Raw genomic sequence first — 18,913 nt, 5'->3', positions numbered from 1 at the left:
GAACCGAGTCGCGGTTTAGCGCGGAGTCGGCGTCAACTGCGCGATCGAGCGCGCGTACTGGCGCGTAGTCGCGCGAACGCAAGCGAAAGGAAACGCGAACATCCGTGTGCAATTCGTGCACACGAGACGACATAACTAACTGTTTTTATTCATGAACCTGTCCAGTCCATCATGGGTGCGACGGACAGGCGGTGGGCGGGGTGTGGCGGCGGCGTGGTCATGGCTCGCCGCCTAGATAGCGGCAAACGCCGGGAATGCGAGCTACTATGCCGTCGCTCTTTGAAACAAGCCGAAACTGAGGCGACACAATGTCTGACCTGTCATTCGGGTGACAGCCTAGCGGCGGACGATCCACGCCTCGAAACCACAGTGGCCCTCCCCAACAGCCACAAAGTGCGAGACGATCATGAAGATGCTCCCCGTCGGCGGCCGCCAAACCGCCGCCCATGCCTCGCGCGCCGCCGTGCTGCTGCTGACCGTATCGCTTGCGGCCTGCGGCGGGGGCGAAAAGGCGCCGGCCAGGGCGCAGACCGAGGTCGGCTACGTCGTCGTCCAGCCCACCTCCGTGCCGATGACCGAGGAACTGTCGGGCCGCGCCGTCGCCTTCCAGAGCTCGGAGGTGCGCCCGCAGGTCAACGGCGTGATCCAGAAGCTGCTGTTCAAGGAAGGCTCGATGGTGCGGGCGGGCCAGCCGCTCTATCAGATCGACCCCAGCCTCTATCGCGCCGCCGCCGGCCAGGCCGAGGCCAATCTCGCCAGCGCCCAGGCCAACCAGGCCGCCGCCGACGCCCTCGCCGCGCGCTACAAGCCCCTCGCCGACATCCAGGCGGTCAGCGCCCAGGACTACACCAACGCCGTCGCCGCGGCCCGGCAGGCCGCCGCCAGCGTCGGCCAGGCTCGCGCCGCGCTCGAGACCGCCAACATCAACCTGCGTTTCGCCACCGTTCCCGCCCCAATCAGCGGCCGCGTGGGTCGCACCCTGTTCACCGTCGGCGCCCTGGTCACCTCCAACCAGACGGGGCCGCTGACCACGATCCAGCAGCTGGACCCGATCTATATCGACGTGCAGCAGTCCTCCGCCGACCTCACCCGCCTGCGCCGCCAGCTGGCGTCCGGCGCCGTGCAGGCGACCAGCGCCCCCGTTCAGATCCTGCTCGAGGACGGCAGCGTCTATGCCCACCCGGGCACGCTCGAGCTCTCGGAGGTTGTGGTCGACCCCGCGACGGGCGCCGTCGCCTTGCGCATCCGCGTGCCGAACCCGGAAGGCCTGATCCTGCCCGGTATGTTCCTGCGCGCCCGCCTGGCCCAGGCGACCACGACCCAGGCCTATCTGGTGCCCCAGGGCGCCCTTTCGCGCGACGCCAAGGGGGAAGGCACGGTCACGGTCGTGAAGGCCGACGGCGGCACGGCGACCAAGGTCGTCACCGCCGACCGCAACCAGGGCGACAACTGGGTGGTCACCGCCGGTCTCTCCGCGGGCGACCGCGTCATCACCGAGGGTCTCGGCAACCTGCGACCGGGCGCCAAGGTTCACGCCGTGCCGGCCGGCTCGCCGCAGCAGATCGTCGCGCGAAAGCCCGGTGAGCGAGGCCCGGGCGGCGGAGGCCAGGGCGCGAACCAGGCCAGGCGTCCGGGCGGGGCGAACGCGTCATGATCTCCCGCATCTTCATCGATCGGCCGATCTTCGCGTGGGTGCTGGCGATCATCGTCATGCTGGCCGGGGCGGTCTCCATCCGCTTCCTGCCCGTCGCCCAGTATCCGGACGTCGCGCCGCCGCAGGTGTCGATCCGCGCCAACTACCCCGGCGCCTCGGCCGAGACCCTGCAGAACAGCGTCACCCAGATTCTCGAGCAGTCGCTGACCGGCATCGACGGCCTGCTCTACTTCAGCTCCACCTCCTCATCGCGCGGCTCGGTCTCGATCAGCGCCATCTTCGACAAGGGGACCAACCCCGACATCGCCCAGATGCAGGTGCAGAACGCGGTCGCCCAGGCCAGCTCGCGTCTGCCGACGCAGGTGCAGCAGCAAGGCCTCGTGGTGCGCAAGTCGAACCCGGACGATCTGCTGGTCGTCGGCGTCTATGACGAGACCGACCGGATGACCAACCGCGACGTCTCCGACTACCTGACCTCCAACATGCAGGACGCGCTCTCGCGCATTCAGGGCGTCGGCGACTCCAACGTCTATGGCTCGCCCTACGCCATGCGCATCTGGCTCGACCCGCAGCGCCTGGCGGCCATGTCGCTGATGCCCAGCGACGTGCTCACCGCCATCCGCAACCAGAACGCCGAGGTGGCGGCCGGCGAACTCGGCGGCCAGCCTCAGCCCGGCACGCAGCTGCTCAACGCCGTGGTCACCGCCCAGACCCGCCTGCAGACGCCCGAACAGTTCGCCAAGATCGTTCTGAAGACCAGCGCCAATGGCGCGGCGGTGCATCTTTCGGATGTCGCCCGCGTCGAGCTCGGGGCCGAGAGCTACAACGTCACCTCCCGCATCAACCACCATCCGGGCGCCGGCATCTCCCTGTTGCTGGCCCCCGGCGCCGACGCCCTGAAGACCGCGGCCCTGGTCAAGGCGGAGGTCGAGCGCATCTCCCAAGGCTTCCCGCCCGGGCTGAAATACGTCTACGCCAACGACACCAGCCCCTTCATCCAGCTCTCCATCGACGAGGTCGTGAAGACGCTGATCGAGGCGGTGATCCTCGTCGTCATCGTGATGTTCGTCTTCCTGCAGAGCTGGCGGGCGACCCTGGTGCCGGCCATCGCCGTGCCGATCGTCCTCTTGGGCACCTTCGCGGTGCTCTACGTCGCCGGCTTCTCGATCAACACCCTGACCATGTTCGGCCTCGTGCTGGCCATCGGCCTGCTCGTCGACGACGCTATCGTCGTGGTCGAGAACGTCGAGCGGCTGATGCGCGAGAACCCCGGCATGTCGCCCCGCGAGGCGACCATCAAGTCGATGAGCGAGATCAGCGTCGCCCTGGTCGCCATCGCCCTCGTGCTGTCGGCGGTGTTCCTGCCCATGGCCCTGTTCGGCGGCTCGACGGGGGTGATCTACCGTCAGTTCTCGATCACCGTCGTCTCGGCCATGGTGCTGTCGGTGCTGGTCGCCCTCATCCTCAGCCCGGCCCTGACCGCCAACCTGATGAAGCCGCATTCGCCCGACGGCCGGCCGGAGCACGGCCCCCTGGCGCGCCGTTTCCCCGTCGTCGCCCGCGTCGGAGACACGCTCCATCACTGGGGCGAGCGGTTCAACGGCGCCTTCGACCGCCTCTCGGAGGGCTACGAGGGCTCGATCGGCAAGGTCTTCAACCGCAAATGGCTGTTCCTGGCCATCTACGCCGGCGTGATCGCGATCCTCGCCATCCTGTTCGTGCGCCTGCCCACCGGCTTCCTGCCGCTGGAAGACACCGGCCGCGCCTCCGTCCAGTTTCGCCTCCCGCCGGGCGCCACCCTGGCCCGCACCGAGGCCGTGCAGCGCGAGGTCGAGGGCTACTTCGGCAAGCATGAACCCAAGAACGTCCAGGCCATCTTCACCGTGGCCGGCGGCGGCGGCGGCGGGGCCAGCGGCCAGAACACCGGCCAGGGCTTCATCAACTTCGCCGATTGGAAGGACCGCAAGGGCAAGGACAACAACAGCGACGCCATCATCGAGCGCGCCAGCAGCGCCTTCCGCCACGTGCGCGACGCCCAGGTGAACGTGGTGGTGCCGGCCCCGGTGCGCGGCCTGGGCGCCTCCAACGGCTTCACCATGGAGCTGCAGAACACCAACAGCCTGTCCAACGCCGACTTCGAGGCGGCGCGCGACAAGCTGCTCGACGCCGCCCTCGCCGATCCGGTGCTCACCAACGTCCGCCTGTCGAACCTGCCCGACCAGGCCAGCCTCAAGGTCGATACCGACGCCCAGAAGCTGGCCACGCTCGGCCTCAACCAGACCGACGTGAACGCCACCCTCAACACCGCCTGGGGCGGATCCTACGTCAACGACTTCATCGATCGGGGGCGGGTGAAACGGGTCTATGTGCAGGGGGATGCGCAGTATCGCGCCCAGCCGGAGGACCTGAACGACTGGTTCGTGCGCGGCAGCGGCGGCCAGATGGCGCCGTTCTCGTCCTTCGCCAACGTTTCCTGGACCCAGGCGCCGTCGACGCTCAGCCGGTTCAACGGCGTTCCGGCCTTCGAATTCCAGGGTCAGGCCGCCCCGGGGCACAGCTCCGGCGAAGCCATGGCGCGCATCGAGGAACTGGCCCGCCAGACGCCGGGCGTCGGCGTCGCCTGGGCGGGCCTGTCGTATCAGGAGCGGATTTCGTCGGGCCAGGTGCCCTACCTCTACGCCCTCTCGCTGCTGGTCGTGTTCCTGTGTCTGGCGGCGCTCTACGAGAGCTGGTCGGTGCCGTTGGCGGTGCTGCTGGTCATCCCGCTCGGCGTGGTCGGCGCCGTGACCGCGGTCACGCTGCGGGGCCTCAACAACGACGTTTATTTCCAGATCGGCCTGCTCACCACCATGGGCCTGGCCGCCAAGAACGCCATCCTCATCGTCGAGTTCGCCGAAGCCGCCGAGAAGAAGGGCAAGACCCCGCTGCAGGCCGCCAGCGAGGCGGCGCGCCTGCGCCTGCGCCCCATCCTGATGACCAGCTTCGCCTTCATCTTCGGGGTGCTGCCCCTGGCCATCTCGACCGGCGCCGGCGCCAACAGCCGGATCGCCATCGGCACGGCGGTGATCGGCGGCATGCTGACGGCCACCATCCTGGCGATCTTCTACATTCCGCTGTTCTTCATCCTGGTCCGCACCGTGCTGAAGAAGCGAAAGGGCCATGGGGCCGCCCCGGCGGTCGCGCAGGAGACCGCCTGATGCGCCCCGCCCTGCCCCTGGTCCTGCTGGCCGCCACGGCGCTCTCGGCCTGCAGCCTGCAGCCGAAGCTCGAGCTGCCGGCGCCGCCGATCCCCGCCGCCCTTCCGACCGGCGACGTCTATCCACAGGCGGGCGCGCCCGCCCCGGCCGAGATCGGCTACCGCGACGTGATCGTCGACGAGCGCCTGCGCGGCCTGATCGGTCAGGCCCTGGCCAACAACCGCGACCTGCGCGTCGCCGCCGCCAACATCGTCGCGGCCCGCGCCCAGTATCGCATCCAGCGGGCCGACCTGTTCCCCGCGCTCGACCTCGGGGCCGGCGCCTCCTACGCCGAACGGGGCAGCGCCTCGGCGAGCGGGTCGGGGGGATCGACTTCGGGCGGATCGACGGGCGGCGGATCGGCGGCGGGCGGTTCCGGCGGCGGAACCCGCTCCTATTCGGTCGACATCGGCCTGTCGGCCTATGAGCTCGACTTCTTCGGCCGCATCCGCTCGCTCACCGACGAGGCCCTCAACCGCTACCTCGCCACGGAGTCGGCCGCCCGGGCGACCCGTCTCACCCTGATCGCCGATGTCGCCGACGCCTGGTCGACCTACGCGGCGGACAAGACCCTGCTCGCCATCGCCGAACAGACGGCCGCCAACGCCGAGACCAGCGTGCGCCTGACCCAGGCCCGCCTCGACGGCGGCGTCGCCCCGCGCACCGATCTGCGTCAGGCCGAGACCGTGCTCGCCGGCGCCCAGGCCGATGTCGCCCAGCAGCGCACCGCCGTCGCCCAGGATCTGAACGCCCTGCAGCTGCTGGTCGGCGCGCCGGTCGACACGGCCGCCCTGCCCGCCTCCATCGACGAGACGGACAAGGCCTTCGCGCCGTTGTCGGCCGGCGTCGATTCCTCGGTGCTGCTGCGCCGGCCGGACATCATCCAGGCCGAATACGACCTGCGCGCCGCCAACGCCAACATCGGCGCCGCCCGCGCCGCGATGTTCCCGCGCATCAGCCTGACGGCCACCGCCGGCGTGGCCAGCAACGCCCTGAGCGCCCTGTTCGGCAGCGGAACCTTCAGCTGGTCCACCGGCTCGAACCTCAGCCTGCCGCTGTTCAACGCCGGTGCGCTCCGGGCCGGGGTCGACGTGTCCAAGGCCGAGCGCGACGCCGCCGTCGCGACCTACGAACGCGCCATCCAGTCCGCCTTCCGTGAGACCGCGGACGCCCTCGCCCGCCAAGGCACGCTGGACGACCAGATCGCCGCCCAGCGCCGCAACCTCGCCGCCGCCGAGGACACCAACACCCTGACGGACGCCCGCTATCGCGGCGGGGTCGACACCTATCTCAACAGCCTGATCGCGCAGCGCTCGCTCTACACCGCCCGGCGCGGGACGGTGGCCATCGAGCTGACCCAGGCGGTCAACCGCGTGGCCCTGCTGCGCGCGCTCGGCGGCGGCGCCTAACGGCGGCGGATTTCGACCTCGGGCGTGGACGCCGTCGCGGCCAGTTGCGCCTTGGCGGCGGCGTCGCCCAGCAGGTTGGCGTCGAGGAAGGCGACGCTGAGGGACGCGGCCTTGGCCATCATCGGGTCGGCCAGCGCGCGAGCGGCCAGCCCATGGTCGACGCCCTTCCCGATCCAGGCCATGCGCCCAGCCCCAGGGCCGCCGTCGAACGGCGCGAGATGGTCATGCCAATCCGAAACCGTCCCAGGAATGAGGTCCCGGTCGCCGGTCAGCAGCAGCATCGGCAGGTTCAGGGTCGCGACGGCGTCGTCCGCGACCAGATCCGCGAGCCCGCCCGGCGTCGAGAAGGCGATCAGCGCCTTGGCGTTCGTATCGCGCGCATGGACCCGGTCCTCCAGCGCGCCCGCGCGGACCATGGCGCTCAGCGAGCCATAGCCGTGGCCGGCGACGGCCACCGGCTTCTCGACGGCGTTGAGCGAGGCCCAGGCGCCGGCGACGCCCATGTCCTCGATCCGGCTGAGGAAGGCGGCCTGCAGGCTGTGATCGGTCGCCCGGGTGTTCTTCGGGGAATCCGTGTGCAGGGGCGCCACCACCAGATAGCCGGCGTCCCGCCAGGCGCCGAGCAGCGGGGCGTAGACCTCCGGCGAGCCGCCGGCGTCATGGGAGAACAGAACCACGCCCTTGGTCGTCGCCGGACGCCAGACGCTGAGCGAAACCTGCCGGTCGTTGACCGGGAACTCCACCATCTCGGGCTCGGCCGCCAGGGCCGGCAAGGGCGCGAGCGCCGCCAGGGCGAAGGCGAGAACGGAGCGACGATCGAAGGCGACGGACACGCGGACTTCCCCGGCTGAAGCTGGGCCTGTTGGTATCGTCGGCGGGCGGTCTTGGCGAGAGACTTGCGGTCGGGCCCCACAAGCCGTTTATTGCGCGGGACGCAACACCGGACAGCCGGCGGGGCGAATTCGAACGGGCCGCGCACAATGTTCAACGAATACCGCATGTTCGTCCGGATCATTGAGACCGGCAGCCTCTCGGCGACCGCGCGGGAGATGCGCCTCGCCCCCGCCCAGGTCTCGCGACGCCTCGCTCACATGGAAAGCCGGCTGGGCGCACGGCTGATCGAGCGCACCACCCGGCGCATCGCCCTCACCGACGTCGGCCGCCAGTTCTACGACCGCATTCGGCCGATCCTGGAGAACATGGCCGACGCCGAGGCGGCGGTCTCCGGCCGCTCCACCGCGGCGCGCGGATCGCTGCATGTTTCCGCGCCAACCTCCTTTTGCCGCAAGCATATCGCGCCTCACCTCAAGCCGTTCATCGACGCCCATCCCGACCTGACGCTGCAGCTCAACGTCAGCGACCTGTTCGTCGATCTGGAAGCCGAGAGCGTGGACGTCGCCATCCGCATCTCGGTTCTCGACGAACGCGACGCCTCCGTGGTGCGCCTGGCAGACAATCGCCGGGTGCTCTGCGCCTCCCCGCTCTATCTGGCCGAGCACGGCGAACCGGAAACTCTCGACGATCTCGCCCGCCACAAGGTGCTCGCCGCCGACAACCAGTCGCCCTGGCGGCTCAGCGGCCCGGCCGGCCCGGTCGAACACCGCGTCCGCAGCTTCGTGCGCACCAACTCCAGCGACCTCGTGCGCGAGCTGATCCTCGCCGGCGTCGGCGTCGGCCTGCGCTCGGCGTGGGATATCAACGACGAAATCGCCGCCGGCCGCCTGAAGCCGGTGCTGCCCGCCTACAGCGGCGCCAAGGACGTGGGCATCTACGCCATCCGCTCGCCGCGCCGCGCCAACGCCGCCGCCATCGACGCCTTCATCGGTTTCCTGCGCAGCCTCTATGGCCCGAAGCCCTATTGGGAAACTTGAAGATCAGCGCGTAAGACGCTGAATCGTCGCCCATTCATCAGCCGTCACCGGTGAGACCGAAAGCCGGCTTTGGCGGATCATCGCCATCTCGGCCAGCGAAGGCTCGGCCTTCATCTGCGCCAGGGTCACCGGCTTGCCCACCGGCCGGTCGAAGGCCAGCTCCACAGCCACGAACCGACCCGTCGGGTCGCTGGCGTCGGGGAAGGCCGCCTTCACCACCCTGGCGATCCCGACCACCGCCTTGTCGTCGCCCGAGTGATAGAACAGCGCCTCGTCGCCCACCTTCATCGCCTTCAGGTGCAAGGCGGCGGCGTTGTTGCGCACCCCGTCCCAGACGGTCTGCCCGTCCCTCTTCAGGTCCGCGAAGCTGTAGGTCTCGGGTTCGGACTTCACGAGCCAGTGGGCGGGCATCAGCGGCTTCCTCGGCGAAGGGACGCCGGATCATCGTGATCGACGCGCCCGCCGTCCAGAGGCGTCGTCAGTCCTGCCGATGCTTGGCCATCCACTCCGCTCTGTGCGCCTCCATCAGCGCCGCCCACCTGGCTCTCAGCGTCGCCGGCCTCGCGGGATAGCGGTCGTCCAGGAAGTCGGCGGCCACCACGCGGTCGGTGCGGAACGAGCGGAAGTCGTCGCGGGTCTCGCACCAGGCCACCAGAATGCGGGTCGTCTCCCGATAGCCAATCAGGAACGGCCAGACCACCCGTCGGCTCTCGCGCTCCTGCTCGTCGCGGTAGTCGAGCCGCACCTTGCGCCCGGCGTGGATCGAAGCGCGCAGCCGCGACATGTCGAGCACGTCCGCCTGCTGGCTCCACGCCGGTCCGCTGACCACCGCCGGCTCCAGCACCACCGGCCGCAGCCGCTCGGGCACGGTGGCGGCGATCTTGGCGATCAGGTCGCGCGCCGCCCGCGCCAGGGCCGGATCGCCCCGCCCGGCCACCCACTGGGCGCCCAGCACCGCCGCCTCCAGCTCGTCGGATGTCAGCATCAACGGCGGCAGGTCGAAGCCGCCGTCCAGCACATAGCCGATGCCCGCCTCGCCGCGGATCGGCACCCGCTGGCCCATCAGCGAGGCGATGTCGCGATAGATGGTGCGCTTGCTGGTCTCCAACTCGGCGGCGATGGCGTCGGCCGTCAGCGGCTTCGAACTGCGCCGAAGCACCTGGATGATCTGAAAGAGGCGGTCCGCGCGTCGCATTCCCAGACCCTGCACGATGACTGCTGACAGCATGGTGGCAGCAGGGTGGCGGTAGTCAATCTTCACCGGCCGGCGGACAGCCCGAAGCGGCCACGATGGAGGAGACAACGACCATGCTGACCCTGTTCCACGCCCCCATGTCCCGCTCCGGCCGTATCCTGCGGCTGCTGGAAGAGCTCGGCGCGACCTATCAGGTCGCCTATGTCGACATCCGCCGGATGGACGGCTCGGGCGGCCCCGACCCGGCCAATCCGCACCCGGACGGCAAGGTCCCCGCCCTGGTCCACGACGGCGCCCTGGTCACCGAATCCGCCGCCGTCGCCCTCTACCTCGCCGATCTGCTGCCGGAAGCGGGCCTCGCCCCGCCGGTGGGTTCGAAGGACCGCGCGGCCTATCTCACCTGGATGGCCTGGACGGTCGGTGAGCTGGAGCCGGCCGTCTGGTCGAAGATCACCGGCGAAACGGCGACCAACCCCTACCTCGCCGCCCGCTACGAAGCGGTGGTCGACCGGCTGATCAGCGCCGTCTGGGTGGGCCCATGGCTGATGGGCCAGCAGTTCACGGCCGCCGACGTCATGGTGGCCGCCACCCTGCAGTGGGCGCGCGAGCACCTGCCCGAAAGCCCCTCGATCGACGCCTACATCGAGCGCTTCAACGCTCGCCCGGCCGCGCTCAGCGCCATGGGCAAGGATGCGCCGCCCGCCGAGGCGAACGCGGCCTGATCGTCAGGCCGGGGCGCCCCTCGGCGCCCCGGCCGCTCTTTAGGGCTGTTGAAGCTCCACTTTCACGCTAGGATTCCTCCAAACAGTCTTGGGAGGAATGCGACTTGCGGCTTTGGCCGACCGGTCTTGTCGGACGCACCATGGTGATCGTCGGGGCGACGGTGCTCCTGCAGGTGCTGGCGAGCGTCACCTTCTACCAGCTGATCGACCGCGAGGCGGTGCGCGAGGATCACGCCCGCCGCATCGCCGAACTGCTGGTCGTCGGCACCCGCGTGCATAGCCTGGACACCAATCCGCAAGGCAACGACCTGGCCCAGGTGATGTCGACGACCTACCTGGACGCCCGCATCACCGAGAGCGCGCCGCAGCGCCCGGCCGCATCCGATGGCGGCGCCCTGGCCATCCGCCGCTACATGGTCTCCTGGGAGCCCGAGCTCGCCCGCCATGAGCTGATCGTCTGGACCCTGCGCAGCCGCTCGGGCGCCCAGGACCTCGTCGGCGCCATGCAGCTGGCCGACGGCCGCTGGCTCAGTTTCCGCTCGCACGACTTCGCCCCGACATGGCCCCTGGCCCTGCGGCTCACGGTGATGACCCTGCTGTTCTCCGCCGCCGGCCTGTTCGTGGCGCTCTATCTGCTGCGCCAGCAGGGCGAGCCGCTGCGCCACCTCACTCAGGCCGCCCACCGCGTGGGCGAAGGCCGGCGCCCCGAGCCGGTGGCCATCGAGGGTTCGGCCGACCTGCGTGAGCTCGGCTTCGCCTTCAACGAGATGCAGCGCCGGATCAGCGGCATTCTGGAAGACCAGGCTCGCGCCATGGAGGCGGTCAGCCACGACTTCCGCACCCCCCTGGCGCGCCTGTCGCTCGCCGCCGAGTTCGTTCAGGACGAGGACGCCAAGACCATCCTCGCCGACAACGTCGCCGAGCTGGACACCATGCTGAACTCGCTGCGCGACTATCTGCGCGCCCAGCACCAGCCGAGCGAGCCCGAGGCGGTCGATCTGGCCGCCCTGGTCCGCCAGGTCATCACGCCCTGGCCCGAGGCCATACGCTACGAAGGTCCGGAAAGCCTGACGGCGACCACCCATCGCGGCGCGCTCACCCAGGCCCTCATCCAGATCGCCGACAACGCCGTGCGCCATGGCGGCGGCGGGGAAATCGCCTTGAGCACGGATGCGGCCGGCCCCCTGATCGTCGTGCGCGACCATGGGCCGGGCATGACCGCCGAGGGCATCTCGCACATCTACGACCCGTTCTTCCGCGCCGACGCGGCCCGCCAACGCAACACCGCCGGCTTCGGCCTGGGCATCCCCACGGCCGCACGCCTGCTGAAACGCTTCGGCGGAAGCATGGAGGTCAGCAACCACCCCGAGGGCGGCTTGCGGGTCGCCGTGCGGCCGCCCGCCGCCTCCTAGCCGAAGCGGCCGGTGATGTAGTCCTGCGTCTGGCCCAGGCGCGGGTTTGTGAACAGCTGCTGGGTTTCGCCGAACTCGATCAGGTCGCCCAGGTGCATGAAGGCGGTGTAGTGCGAGATGCGCGCCGCCTGGGCCATGTTGTGGGTCACGATCAGCACGGTGACGTCATGCACCAGGGTGTCGATCAGCTCCTCGATCTTGGCGGTGGCGATGGGGTCGAGGGCCGAGGTCGGCTCGTCGAGCAGCAGCAGCTTGGGTTCGGGGGCCAGGGCGCGGGCGATGCAGAGACGCTGCTGCTGACCGCCGGACAGCTCCATGGCCGACTTGTCGAGGCGGTCCTTCACCTCGTCCCACAGGGCGGCCTGGCGCAGCGCCTTCTCGACCCGGCCTTCCAGCTCGGTCTTGTTCCGGATGCCCCGCACATGCAGGCCGGCCGCCACGTTCTCGAAGATCGATTTCGGGAAGGGGTTCGGCTTCTGGAACACCATGCTGACCAGCAGACGCACCAGAATGGGATCGACGCCCTTGTCGACCAGGTTCAGGCCGTCGGGCTGCAGATTGATCGCGCCCTCGTAGCGCACGCCCGGATAGAGATCGTGGATACGGTTGAAGCAGCGCAGCAGCGTGGACTTGCCGCAGCCCGAGGCGCCGATGATCGCCGTCACCCGGCGGTCGGCGATGTCCATGTTGATGTTCTTCAGCGCCTGGAACTTGCCGTACCAGAAGTTCAGGTCCTTGACCTGGGCGCGCGCCGCGGCCGGCGTCCGCGGCAGCGTCGGAATTTCGCGATCGAGAGAAAGGTCGGTCACTGGGGGGTCGTCCTAGGTCTTGAGCGCGCGGCGCAGGCGATAGCGGATGAAGATGGCCACGCCGTTCATGGCCAGCGTCATGGCCAGCAACAGCACGCCGGTGGCGGCGGCGTTGACGTGGAAGGCCGGCTGCGGCCGCGAAATCCAGTTGAACATCTGGATGGGCATCACCGTGAACGGCGACTGCAGCCAGTCGAAGTTGATGAACGGCGGCGTTCCCTGCACCGGGCTTTCCGGCAGGAAGGCGATGAAGGTCAGGGCCCCGATGGTGATGATAGGCGCCGTCTCGCCGATGGCGCGCGACAGGCCGACGATCACGCCGGTGATGATGCCCGGGCGCGCCGAGGGCAGCACATAGTCCCACATCACCTGCCACTTGTTGCAGCCGACGCCGTAGGCGCTCTCGCGCAGGCCGGACGGCACGGCGCGGATCGCCTCGCGGGTGGCGACGATGACGATCGGCAGGATCAGCAGCGCCAGCACCATGCCGCCGACCAGGATCGTCGGCCCCATGCCCAGCAGGTAGACGAAGATGCCCAGCGCCAGCAGGCCGTAGATGATCGACGGCACGCCGGCGAGGTTCGAGACATTGATCTCGATGATGTCGGTGAACACGTTCTTCGGCGCGTATTCTTCGAGGTACAACCCCGCCCCGATGCCCAGCGGCGCCGCCAGGAAGGCGGTGACGATCATCACCAGGGTGGTCCCGACCCAGGCCGAGAACACCCCTGCCCGCGCCGCCCGACGCGACGGGAAGTGGGTCAGGAAGTCGTAGTTGATGCGGCCGAGCCCATCGTGCAGCAGGTCGATGACCAGCGCCATCAGCAGGCTCATCACCAGCACCAGCACGATCACGCCGACGACGGCGAAGATCACGTCCTGCCGGCGCATCTTGCGCACCAGGGCCGCGCTGGCGGAGCGTTCCGAGGATCCCATCGGAAGGTCGATCGACATCAGTAGGCCTCCCGGAAGCGCTTGCGCAGGAAGAAGCCGATCACATTGAAGGCCAGAGTGATGAGGAACAGCACCAGCCCGGCCGCGAAGATCGTCGAATAGGCCAGGCTGCCGTGCGGCAGGTCGCCCAGGCTCATCTGCACGATATAGGCGGTGATCGTCGCCGCGCCCTCGCGCGGATCGCCCGTCAGGTTGGGGTTCTGGCCGGCGGCGATGGCCACCACCATGGTCTCGCCCACCGCGCGGGCGAAGCCGAGCAGGAACGCCGCCGTCACGCCGGAGAAGGCGGCGGGGATGATCACGGTCATCGACATGCGCCAGCGGCTCATGCCCAGGGCGAAGGCCCCTTCCCGCAGGCTCATCGGCACCGCGCGCATGGCGTCTTCGCTGATCGAGACGATGTAGGGCAGGATCATGATGCCCATGACGAAGCCCGGCACCAGCAGGTTGAAGCCCGACAGCCCTGGAATGAACTGCCGCGCCAGCGGCGTCAGGAAAAGCAGGGCGAAATAGCCGAACACCACCGTCGGCACGGCCGCCAGCATCTCGAGGATCGGCTTCAGCGTCTCGCGCAGATTCGGACGGGCAAACTCGGAGAGGTAGATCGACAGCGCCAGGCCCAGCGGCGTCGCCACCGCCATGGCGATGCCCGCCGCCCAGAAGGTCGCGGTCAGCAGCGGCAGGATTCCGTAGTGGGCGTTGGTGAACACCGGGGTCCATTCGGTGTCGGTCAGGAAGGCCGACAGCGGCACCTGCCTGAAGAAAACCCAGGATTCCGAAACCAGCACCCAGATGATCGCCGCGGTGATGGCCACCGACAGGGCCGCGCAGGCGAACAGAACGCCGCGCATCACGGACGACAGCAGCCGCCCCCGACGCAGGTACGGATGGTTCCGCAACGTCTCGTATTCGGATGCCTTGATAGGCGTTTCAGCCACGCTTGCCCCCACTCACAACACGATCAGGGCTTGGCGGGCGCCTGGGCGTCCGCCAGCAGCTGCTGAGCGGTCACCCCGATCTTGGAGCCGCCCCCGAAGAAGCTGCCGGTGCGGCGCGCTTCGAACTTCTTTTCGGCGAGGGTGTAGGCCTCCGCCGGCAAGGCCACATAGCCGACTTCGCCGACCAGTTCCTCACTTTCGGCCGGATTGAAGGCGAACTTCATGAAGGCCTGCACGTCCGGCTTGGTGTCCGCCAGATGCTTGTTCACATAGTAGAACAGCGGGCGCGACAGCGGCTGGTAGCTGGCGTCGCGCGCGGTCTGCACCGACGGGCCGATGCACGAGCCGTCCGCCTGGCGGATCGTCGCCGCCTTCACCTTGCCGGGATTCTCTTTCAGGTAGGCCAGCCCCAGGTAGCCGAGACCGCCGGCGTCGGCGCCGACGCCGGTGACGGTGACGTTGTCGTCCTCGGTCGCCGTATAGTCCCCGCGCGATGCGCCTTCCTTGCCGTTCACCGCCGCGGTGAAATAGTCGAAGGTGCCGCTGTCGGTGCCGGGGCCGTAGAGCTTCAGCGCCACATCGGGGAACGAGGCGCGCACCTGCTTCCAGGAGCCGACCTTTCCCTGGGCCTCAGGCGCCCAGATGGTCTTCAGTTCGTCCACCGTCAGGCAATCGACGAAGCTGTTGCCGGGATTGACGATCACCGCCAGGGCGTCGAGCGCGATCGGCAGTTCGATGAATTCGACGCCGGCCGCCGCGCAGGCCTCCATCTCTTCCTTCTTGATCGGCCGGCTGGCGGCGGCGATGTCGATCTCGCCGCGGCAGAACTTCTTGAAGCCGCCGCCGGTGCCGGAAAGGCCGGCGGTGACTCGCGCGCCCGTGGCCGCCTGGAACTCCTCGCCCAGCGCCTCGGAGATCGGATAGACCGTCGAGGACCCGTCGAGCTTCACCATCGCCGCGGGCTCCTTCGGCCCGCCACAGGCCGACAGGCTGGCGCCGGCCATGGCGGCCGCGGCTGCAGCCAGGAGCAGCTTGTGCATCGGGAATCCTCTGGACGGCTCGCGGCCGAGTTGGCGCGACAGCTAGTTCCGCTGTTTCACACTTTTATGACGTTCTTGCGAAGGTCACACGCGCCCAGGGCCGATGCGGCGAGAAGCCGCCCGGCGGAAACTACTTCTTCTCGTCGCCTTTCACGGCGTCGCCGACGTCCTCGACCGTCTCCTTCACCCCGCCGACCACCTGGTCCTTCTGGCCCTCGCGCTTGAGGTCCTGGTCGCCGATCAGCCCGCCGACGCCCTCCTTGATCTCGCCCTTGGTCTGCTGGGTCGCGCCATCGTCGGATTTCCCGCAGGCGGCGACGCTGACAAGGCTGAGGGCGAAGGCGGCGATGGTCAGGCGGCGGATCATGAAGGGCTCCTTCAAAGCTTGGCGTTGAAGCTGAAGCGTTCGAGGCGCTGAATGGTTCGCGCACGCCAACGGTCTTCACAATCCGGGCGCAGGCTTCACCCGACGGAGGAGCGTGGAAATGCCGCTGAAATACCTCGACGACGACATCGTCGATCTGCGCAGGGCCGATGGGTCGACCTGGCAGTACTACTGGGGCGACGCGGTCGAGGTGCTCGGCGAGGCGGACGGCGCTTTCAAGGTCAGGATGCACGGCCTCAAGGGCGTGGTGGACGAGGGCCTGATCAGCGACAAGGCCAAGTTGCGCGCCACCGGCCTGCTCCGCCTGTCGATGGTCGACGTGCAGCAGGGCGACGGCCTGATCTTCGACACGCCCAAGGGCCGGGTGGTGTTCATCGACGGCGGCGAGAATCAGCTGTTCGCCCGCCACGCGGCGGCCCGCTATTCCGGCACCTCGGCGACCGATCCGCTGGTGGTCGACGCTGTGATCGTCACCCATGGCGACGGCGACCACTTCCTGGGCCTGACCGAGTTCCAGAAGTCGGAGACCCACAGCGAAAAGCGCAAGCGCATCTTCATGACCGCGCGCAGGGTCTATCACAACGGCCTGGCCAAGCGGCCCGGAAGCCTGAACGGGGCCGACCGGCCGGATGTCGCCATGTTCGGCCAGACCAGGAGCAAGGACGGCCGCCCCTATTGCGTCGAACTGGCCGACGATCCGCGCGACCTGCCGGATTCCGAGCTCAACAAGTACTTCGTGCAATGGAAGGCGACCCTCGTCGCCTGGAGCCAGCGGCTGAAGACGCGCGTCAACGAGACCCTGCAGGTCCGCCGCCTCGACCAGCACGCCACCGACGCCTTCGATTTCCTGGCCGACGAAGGCATCGCCGTCGACCTGCTGGGCCCGATCACCGAGACGGCCGGCGGCAAGACCGCCCTGCCCTTCCTGGCCGACCCGCCCGACGACGCCGGGCTGATGAATGGCGTCAAGCCGGTCGGCGGATCGAAGTCATGGTCGGCCAGCCACACGATCAACGGCCATTCGATCACCTTCCGCCTGCGCTACGGCAATGTGCGGTTCCTGTTCACCGGCGACATGAACGAGGAGTCCATGCGCCGCATGCGCGAGGCCCTGCCGAACGCCGCCCTGCGCTCGGAGATCCTCAAGACTCCGCACCACGGCTCGGCCGACTTCAGCTACCCTTTCCTGCAGGAGGTGAACGCCGTGGTGTCGCTGATCTCGTCCGGCGACGAATCCGAGGCCAAGGAATACATCCATCCGCGCGCCACCCTGATGGCCGCGCTCGGCCGGGCGTCGCGCACCGTGCCGGCGGTGATCTTCTGCACCGAGCTGGCGGCCTTCTTCAAAACGCGGGGCTATGTGCCTGACCCGGCCGCTCCGGGCCGCACCTTCTTCGCCTTCGAGCGCACCAATTTCGGCATCGCCCACGTGCGGACCGACGGCAAGCGCGTACTGGCCTTCACCCACTCGGGAAAGCAGGGGATGAACGAGGCCTACCGCTTCACGGTCTCGCCCAGCGGCGAGGCGGTGTTCGATCCCAAGGTGGTCAAGCGCGCCGCGCCGAAGCCGCCTTAGGCCTCGGCGCCCCCGAAGCGCTCGGTCCATTCCTCGACCTGGACGTCCTCGATCTTCTTGAACAGCACGTCCGGCGCCCGCACCGCCCGCCCCGCCTCGATGCGCGACAGCTCGGCGGCCGCGTCGGCGCCCGGCCAGGCCGGCGGGAAGGCCTCGCCCAGGCCCTCGGTGATCTTCTCGGCGGCGAACGGGATGAACGGCGCGGAGATGCGGGCGTAGAGCCCCGCGAGGTTGATCGCCGTGCGCACGATCACGGCCGCCCGCTCGGGGTCGGTCTTGATCGCCGTCCAGGGCGCGGCTTCCTGCAGGTACTCGTTGCCGGCCACCCACAGCGCCCGCAGCGCCTGGGCGCTCTTGCGGACCTCGATGGCTTCCATCTGCGCGGTCAGGTCGGCGAGCCCGGCCGAAACCGTCTCGAACAGCTTCTGCTCCAGCGGTCCCGGCGCGCCGCCTGCGGGCACGACGCCGCCGAACTTGCTTTCGTTGAACTTCAGGATGCGATTGATGAAGTTGCCCAGCACGTCGGCCAGATCGCGGTTCACCGCGCTGACGAACTGATCCCAGGTGAAGGCGGTGTCGGAGCCTTCCGGCGCATTGGCTGTCAGGTACCAGCGCCACAGGTCGGGCGGCAGCAGTTCCAGCGCCTGGTCCATGAAAACGCCGCGCTTGCCCGAGGTCGAGAACTTGCCGCCGTACCAGTTCAGCCAGTTGAAGGCCTTCAGCCGGTCGACCGTCTTCCACGGCTCGCCGGAGCCCAGGATCGTGGCCGGGAAGCTGACGGTGTGGAAGGCGACGTTGTCCTTGCCCATGAACTGGACGTACTGCGCCTCGTCGGCCCCGGCGTCGGTGCGCCACCAGCGCCGCCAGTCGGTCCCGTTGGCGTCGGCCCACTCCTGGGTGGCGGCGATGTACTCAATCGGCGCGTCGAACCAGACGTAGAAGACCTTGTCCTCGAACCCCGGGCGCGGCAGCCCGCCCCGCGTCACCGGAATGCCCCAGGCGAGATCGCGGGTGATGCCCCGGTCGATCAGGCCTTCGTCGAGGTGCTTGTAGGCGATGGAGCGGGTCAGCTGCGGCCAGTCGGCGGCCTTGCCGTCCACCCAGCTGCGGATGCGATCCTGGATCTTCGTCTGCAGAAGATAGAGGTGGTTGGTGTCGCGCACCTCGATGTTCTTCGAGCCCGAGATCACCGAATAGGGCTCGATCAGCTCGGTCGGGTCGAGCAGGTTCCCGCAGTTGTCGCACTGGTCGCCCCGCGCCTTGGGAAAGCTGCAGTGCGGGCACGTGCCCTCGACATAGCGGTCCGGCAGGAAACGGCGATCGTCGATGGAGTAGACCATCTTGTCGGTCCGCTCTTCGATCAGGCCGTTGTCCTCCAGCACCTCCGCGAAGTGCTGGGTCAGGCGGTGATTCTGTGGCGAGGACGAGCGGCCGAACCAGTCCCATGACAGGCCGAAGGCGCGGCCGACGTCGTGCTGCAGCACGTGCTGTTCGGCGCAGTAGGTGGCGACATCCTGCCCCGCGGCGGCGGCGGCCAGCTCGGCCGGGGTGCCGTGCTCGTCGGTGGCGCAGATATAGAGCGTCTCGTGGCCTCGCGCCCGCTGGAAGCGCGCGTAGACGTCTGCGGGCAGCATCGAACCGGCCAGGTTGCCGAGATGCTTGATGCCGTTGATGTACGGCAGGGCGGAGGTGATCAGGATGCGGGCCATGGG

At 68.9% G+C, this 18,913-nt stretch carries 16 protein-coding genes; 7 read left to right on the top strand and 9 right to left on the bottom strand.

Annotation, left to right across the window (positions count from 1 at the left end; translation table 11 throughout):
* The first annotated feature begins 406 nt into the window (after window positions 1-406).
* From ACFLIT_RS00770 to ACFLIT_RS00760, 3 genes are read left to right on the top strand one after another with little or no spacing between them, the layout of a single operon-like run.
* Entirely contained in the window at window positions 407-1,654 is a 1,248-nt protein-coding gene (locus ACFLIT_RS00770) for an efflux RND transporter periplasmic adaptor subunit (protein ID WP_479909269.1), read from the top strand.
* Window positions 1,651-4,851, top strand: a complete 3,201-nt coding sequence (locus ACFLIT_RS00765) for a multidrug efflux RND transporter permease subunit (protein ID WP_479909268.1) — start codon at window positions 1,651-1,653, stop codon at window positions 4,849-4,851. The genes ACFLIT_RS00770 and ACFLIT_RS00765 overlap by 4 nt, the downstream gene beginning before the upstream one ends.
* Window positions 4,851-6,299, top strand: coding sequence for an efflux transporter outer membrane subunit (locus ACFLIT_RS00760; RefSeq protein ID WP_479909267.1), 1,449 nt, complete (start codon window positions 4,851-4,853; stop codon window positions 6,297-6,299). Before ACFLIT_RS00765 ends, ACFLIT_RS00760 begins: the two co-directional genes overlap by 1 nt.
* Here ACFLIT_RS00760 and ACFLIT_RS00755 read toward each other — a convergent pair.
* Entirely contained in the window at window positions 6,296-7,132 is an 837-nt protein-coding gene (locus ACFLIT_RS00755; protein WP_479909266.1) for an alpha/beta hydrolase, read from the bottom strand. The genes ACFLIT_RS00760 and ACFLIT_RS00755 overlap by 4 nt on opposite strands.
* A gap of 165 nt (window positions 7,133-7,297) precedes the next feature.
* Between ACFLIT_RS00755 and ACFLIT_RS00750 the strand changes: the two genes are divergently transcribed.
* A complete protein-coding gene (locus ACFLIT_RS00750) occupies window positions 7,298-8,170 on the top strand; it encodes a LysR family transcriptional regulator (RefSeq protein WP_479909265.1) in 873 nt (290 codons plus the stop codon).
* 3 nt (window positions 8,171-8,173) lie between these two features.
* Here ACFLIT_RS00750 and ACFLIT_RS00745 read toward each other — a convergent pair whose 3' ends face one another.
* Entirely contained in the window at window positions 8,174-8,581 is a 408-nt protein-coding gene (locus ACFLIT_RS00745) for an EVE domain-containing protein (RefSeq protein ID WP_479909264.1), read from the bottom strand.
* 67 nt (window positions 8,582-8,648) lie between these two features.
* On the bottom strand, window positions 8,649-9,365 hold the full coding sequence (locus ACFLIT_RS00740) for a helix-turn-helix transcriptional regulator (RefSeq protein WP_479909263.1): 717 nt from the start codon (window positions 9,363-9,365) through the stop codon (window positions 8,649-8,651).
* A 113-nt stretch (window positions 9,366-9,478) separates the two neighbouring features.
* On the opposite strand from ACFLIT_RS00740, the gene ACFLIT_RS00735 reads away from it, so the two are divergent.
* Together ACFLIT_RS00735 and ACFLIT_RS00730 are read left to right on the top strand one after the other, a co-directional pair.
* Window positions 9,479-10,087 carry a glutathione S-transferase family protein gene (locus ACFLIT_RS00735; RefSeq protein ID WP_479909262.1) on the top strand — a complete coding sequence of 203 codons (609 nt, stop codon included), beginning with the start codon at window positions 9,479-9,481 and terminating at the stop codon, window positions 10,085-10,087.
* Window positions 10,088-10,191: 104 nt separating this feature from the next.
* Window positions 10,192-11,499, top strand: a complete 1,308-nt coding sequence (locus tag ACFLIT_RS00730; protein ID WP_479909261.1) for an ATP-binding protein — start codon at window positions 10,192-10,194, stop codon at window positions 11,497-11,499.
* Here ACFLIT_RS00730 and pstB read toward each other — a convergent pair.
* The 5 genes from pstB to ACFLIT_RS00705 form a co-directional block, all read right to left on the bottom strand.
* Window positions 11,496-12,308 (bottom strand): phosphate ABC transporter ATP-binding protein PstB, encoded by an 813-nt coding sequence (gene pstB / locus ACFLIT_RS00725; protein ID WP_479909260.1) that lies wholly within the window; start codon window positions 12,306-12,308, stop codon window positions 11,496-11,498. The two genes, ACFLIT_RS00730 and pstB, sit on opposite strands and share 4 nt — an antisense overlap.
* Window positions 12,309-12,320: 12 nt before the next feature.
* Complete coding sequence (pstA, locus tag ACFLIT_RS00720) at window positions 12,321-13,262, bottom strand: phosphate ABC transporter permease PstA (RefSeq protein WP_479909259.1); 942 nt, start codon at window positions 13,260-13,262, stop codon at window positions 12,321-12,323.
* Window positions 13,262-14,200: a phosphate ABC transporter permease subunit PstC gene (pstC, locus tag ACFLIT_RS00715; protein ID WP_479909258.1), complete on the bottom strand. Its 939-nt coding sequence runs from the start codon at window positions 14,198-14,200 to the stop codon at window positions 13,262-13,264. The genes pstA and pstC overlap by 1 nt, the downstream gene beginning before the upstream one ends.
* A gap of 23 nt (window positions 14,201-14,223) precedes the next feature.
* Entirely contained in the window at window positions 14,224-15,240 is a 1,017-nt protein-coding gene (locus ACFLIT_RS00710; RefSeq protein ID WP_479909257.1) for a PstS family phosphate ABC transporter substrate-binding protein, read from the bottom strand.
* A gap of 130 nt (window positions 15,241-15,370) precedes the next feature.
* Entirely contained in the window at window positions 15,371-15,607 is a 237-nt protein-coding gene (locus ACFLIT_RS00705; protein ID WP_479909256.1) for a CsbD family protein, read from the bottom strand.
* A 118-nt stretch (window positions 15,608-15,725) separates the two neighbouring features.
* Between ACFLIT_RS00705 and ACFLIT_RS00700 the strand changes: the two genes are divergently transcribed.
* Complete coding sequence (locus ACFLIT_RS00700; protein ID WP_479909255.1) at window positions 15,726-17,201, top strand: ComEC/Rec2 family competence protein; 1,476 nt, start codon at window positions 15,726-15,728, stop codon at window positions 17,199-17,201.
* On the opposite strand, the gene metG is transcribed toward ACFLIT_RS00700, so the two are convergent.
* A complete protein-coding gene (metG, locus tag ACFLIT_RS00695; RefSeq protein ID WP_479909254.1) occupies window positions 17,198-18,910 on the bottom strand; it encodes a methionine--tRNA ligase in 1,713 nt (570 codons plus the stop codon). The genes ACFLIT_RS00700 and metG overlap by 4 nt on opposite strands.
* Window positions 18,911-18,913: the final 3 nt, after the last annotated feature.

It is taken from the genome of Caulobacter sp. HJHS_5 (assembly GCF_056683955.1).
Note: the sequence above shows the minus strand (reverse complement) of the source record. Positions and strands in the feature narration are given on the sequence as shown.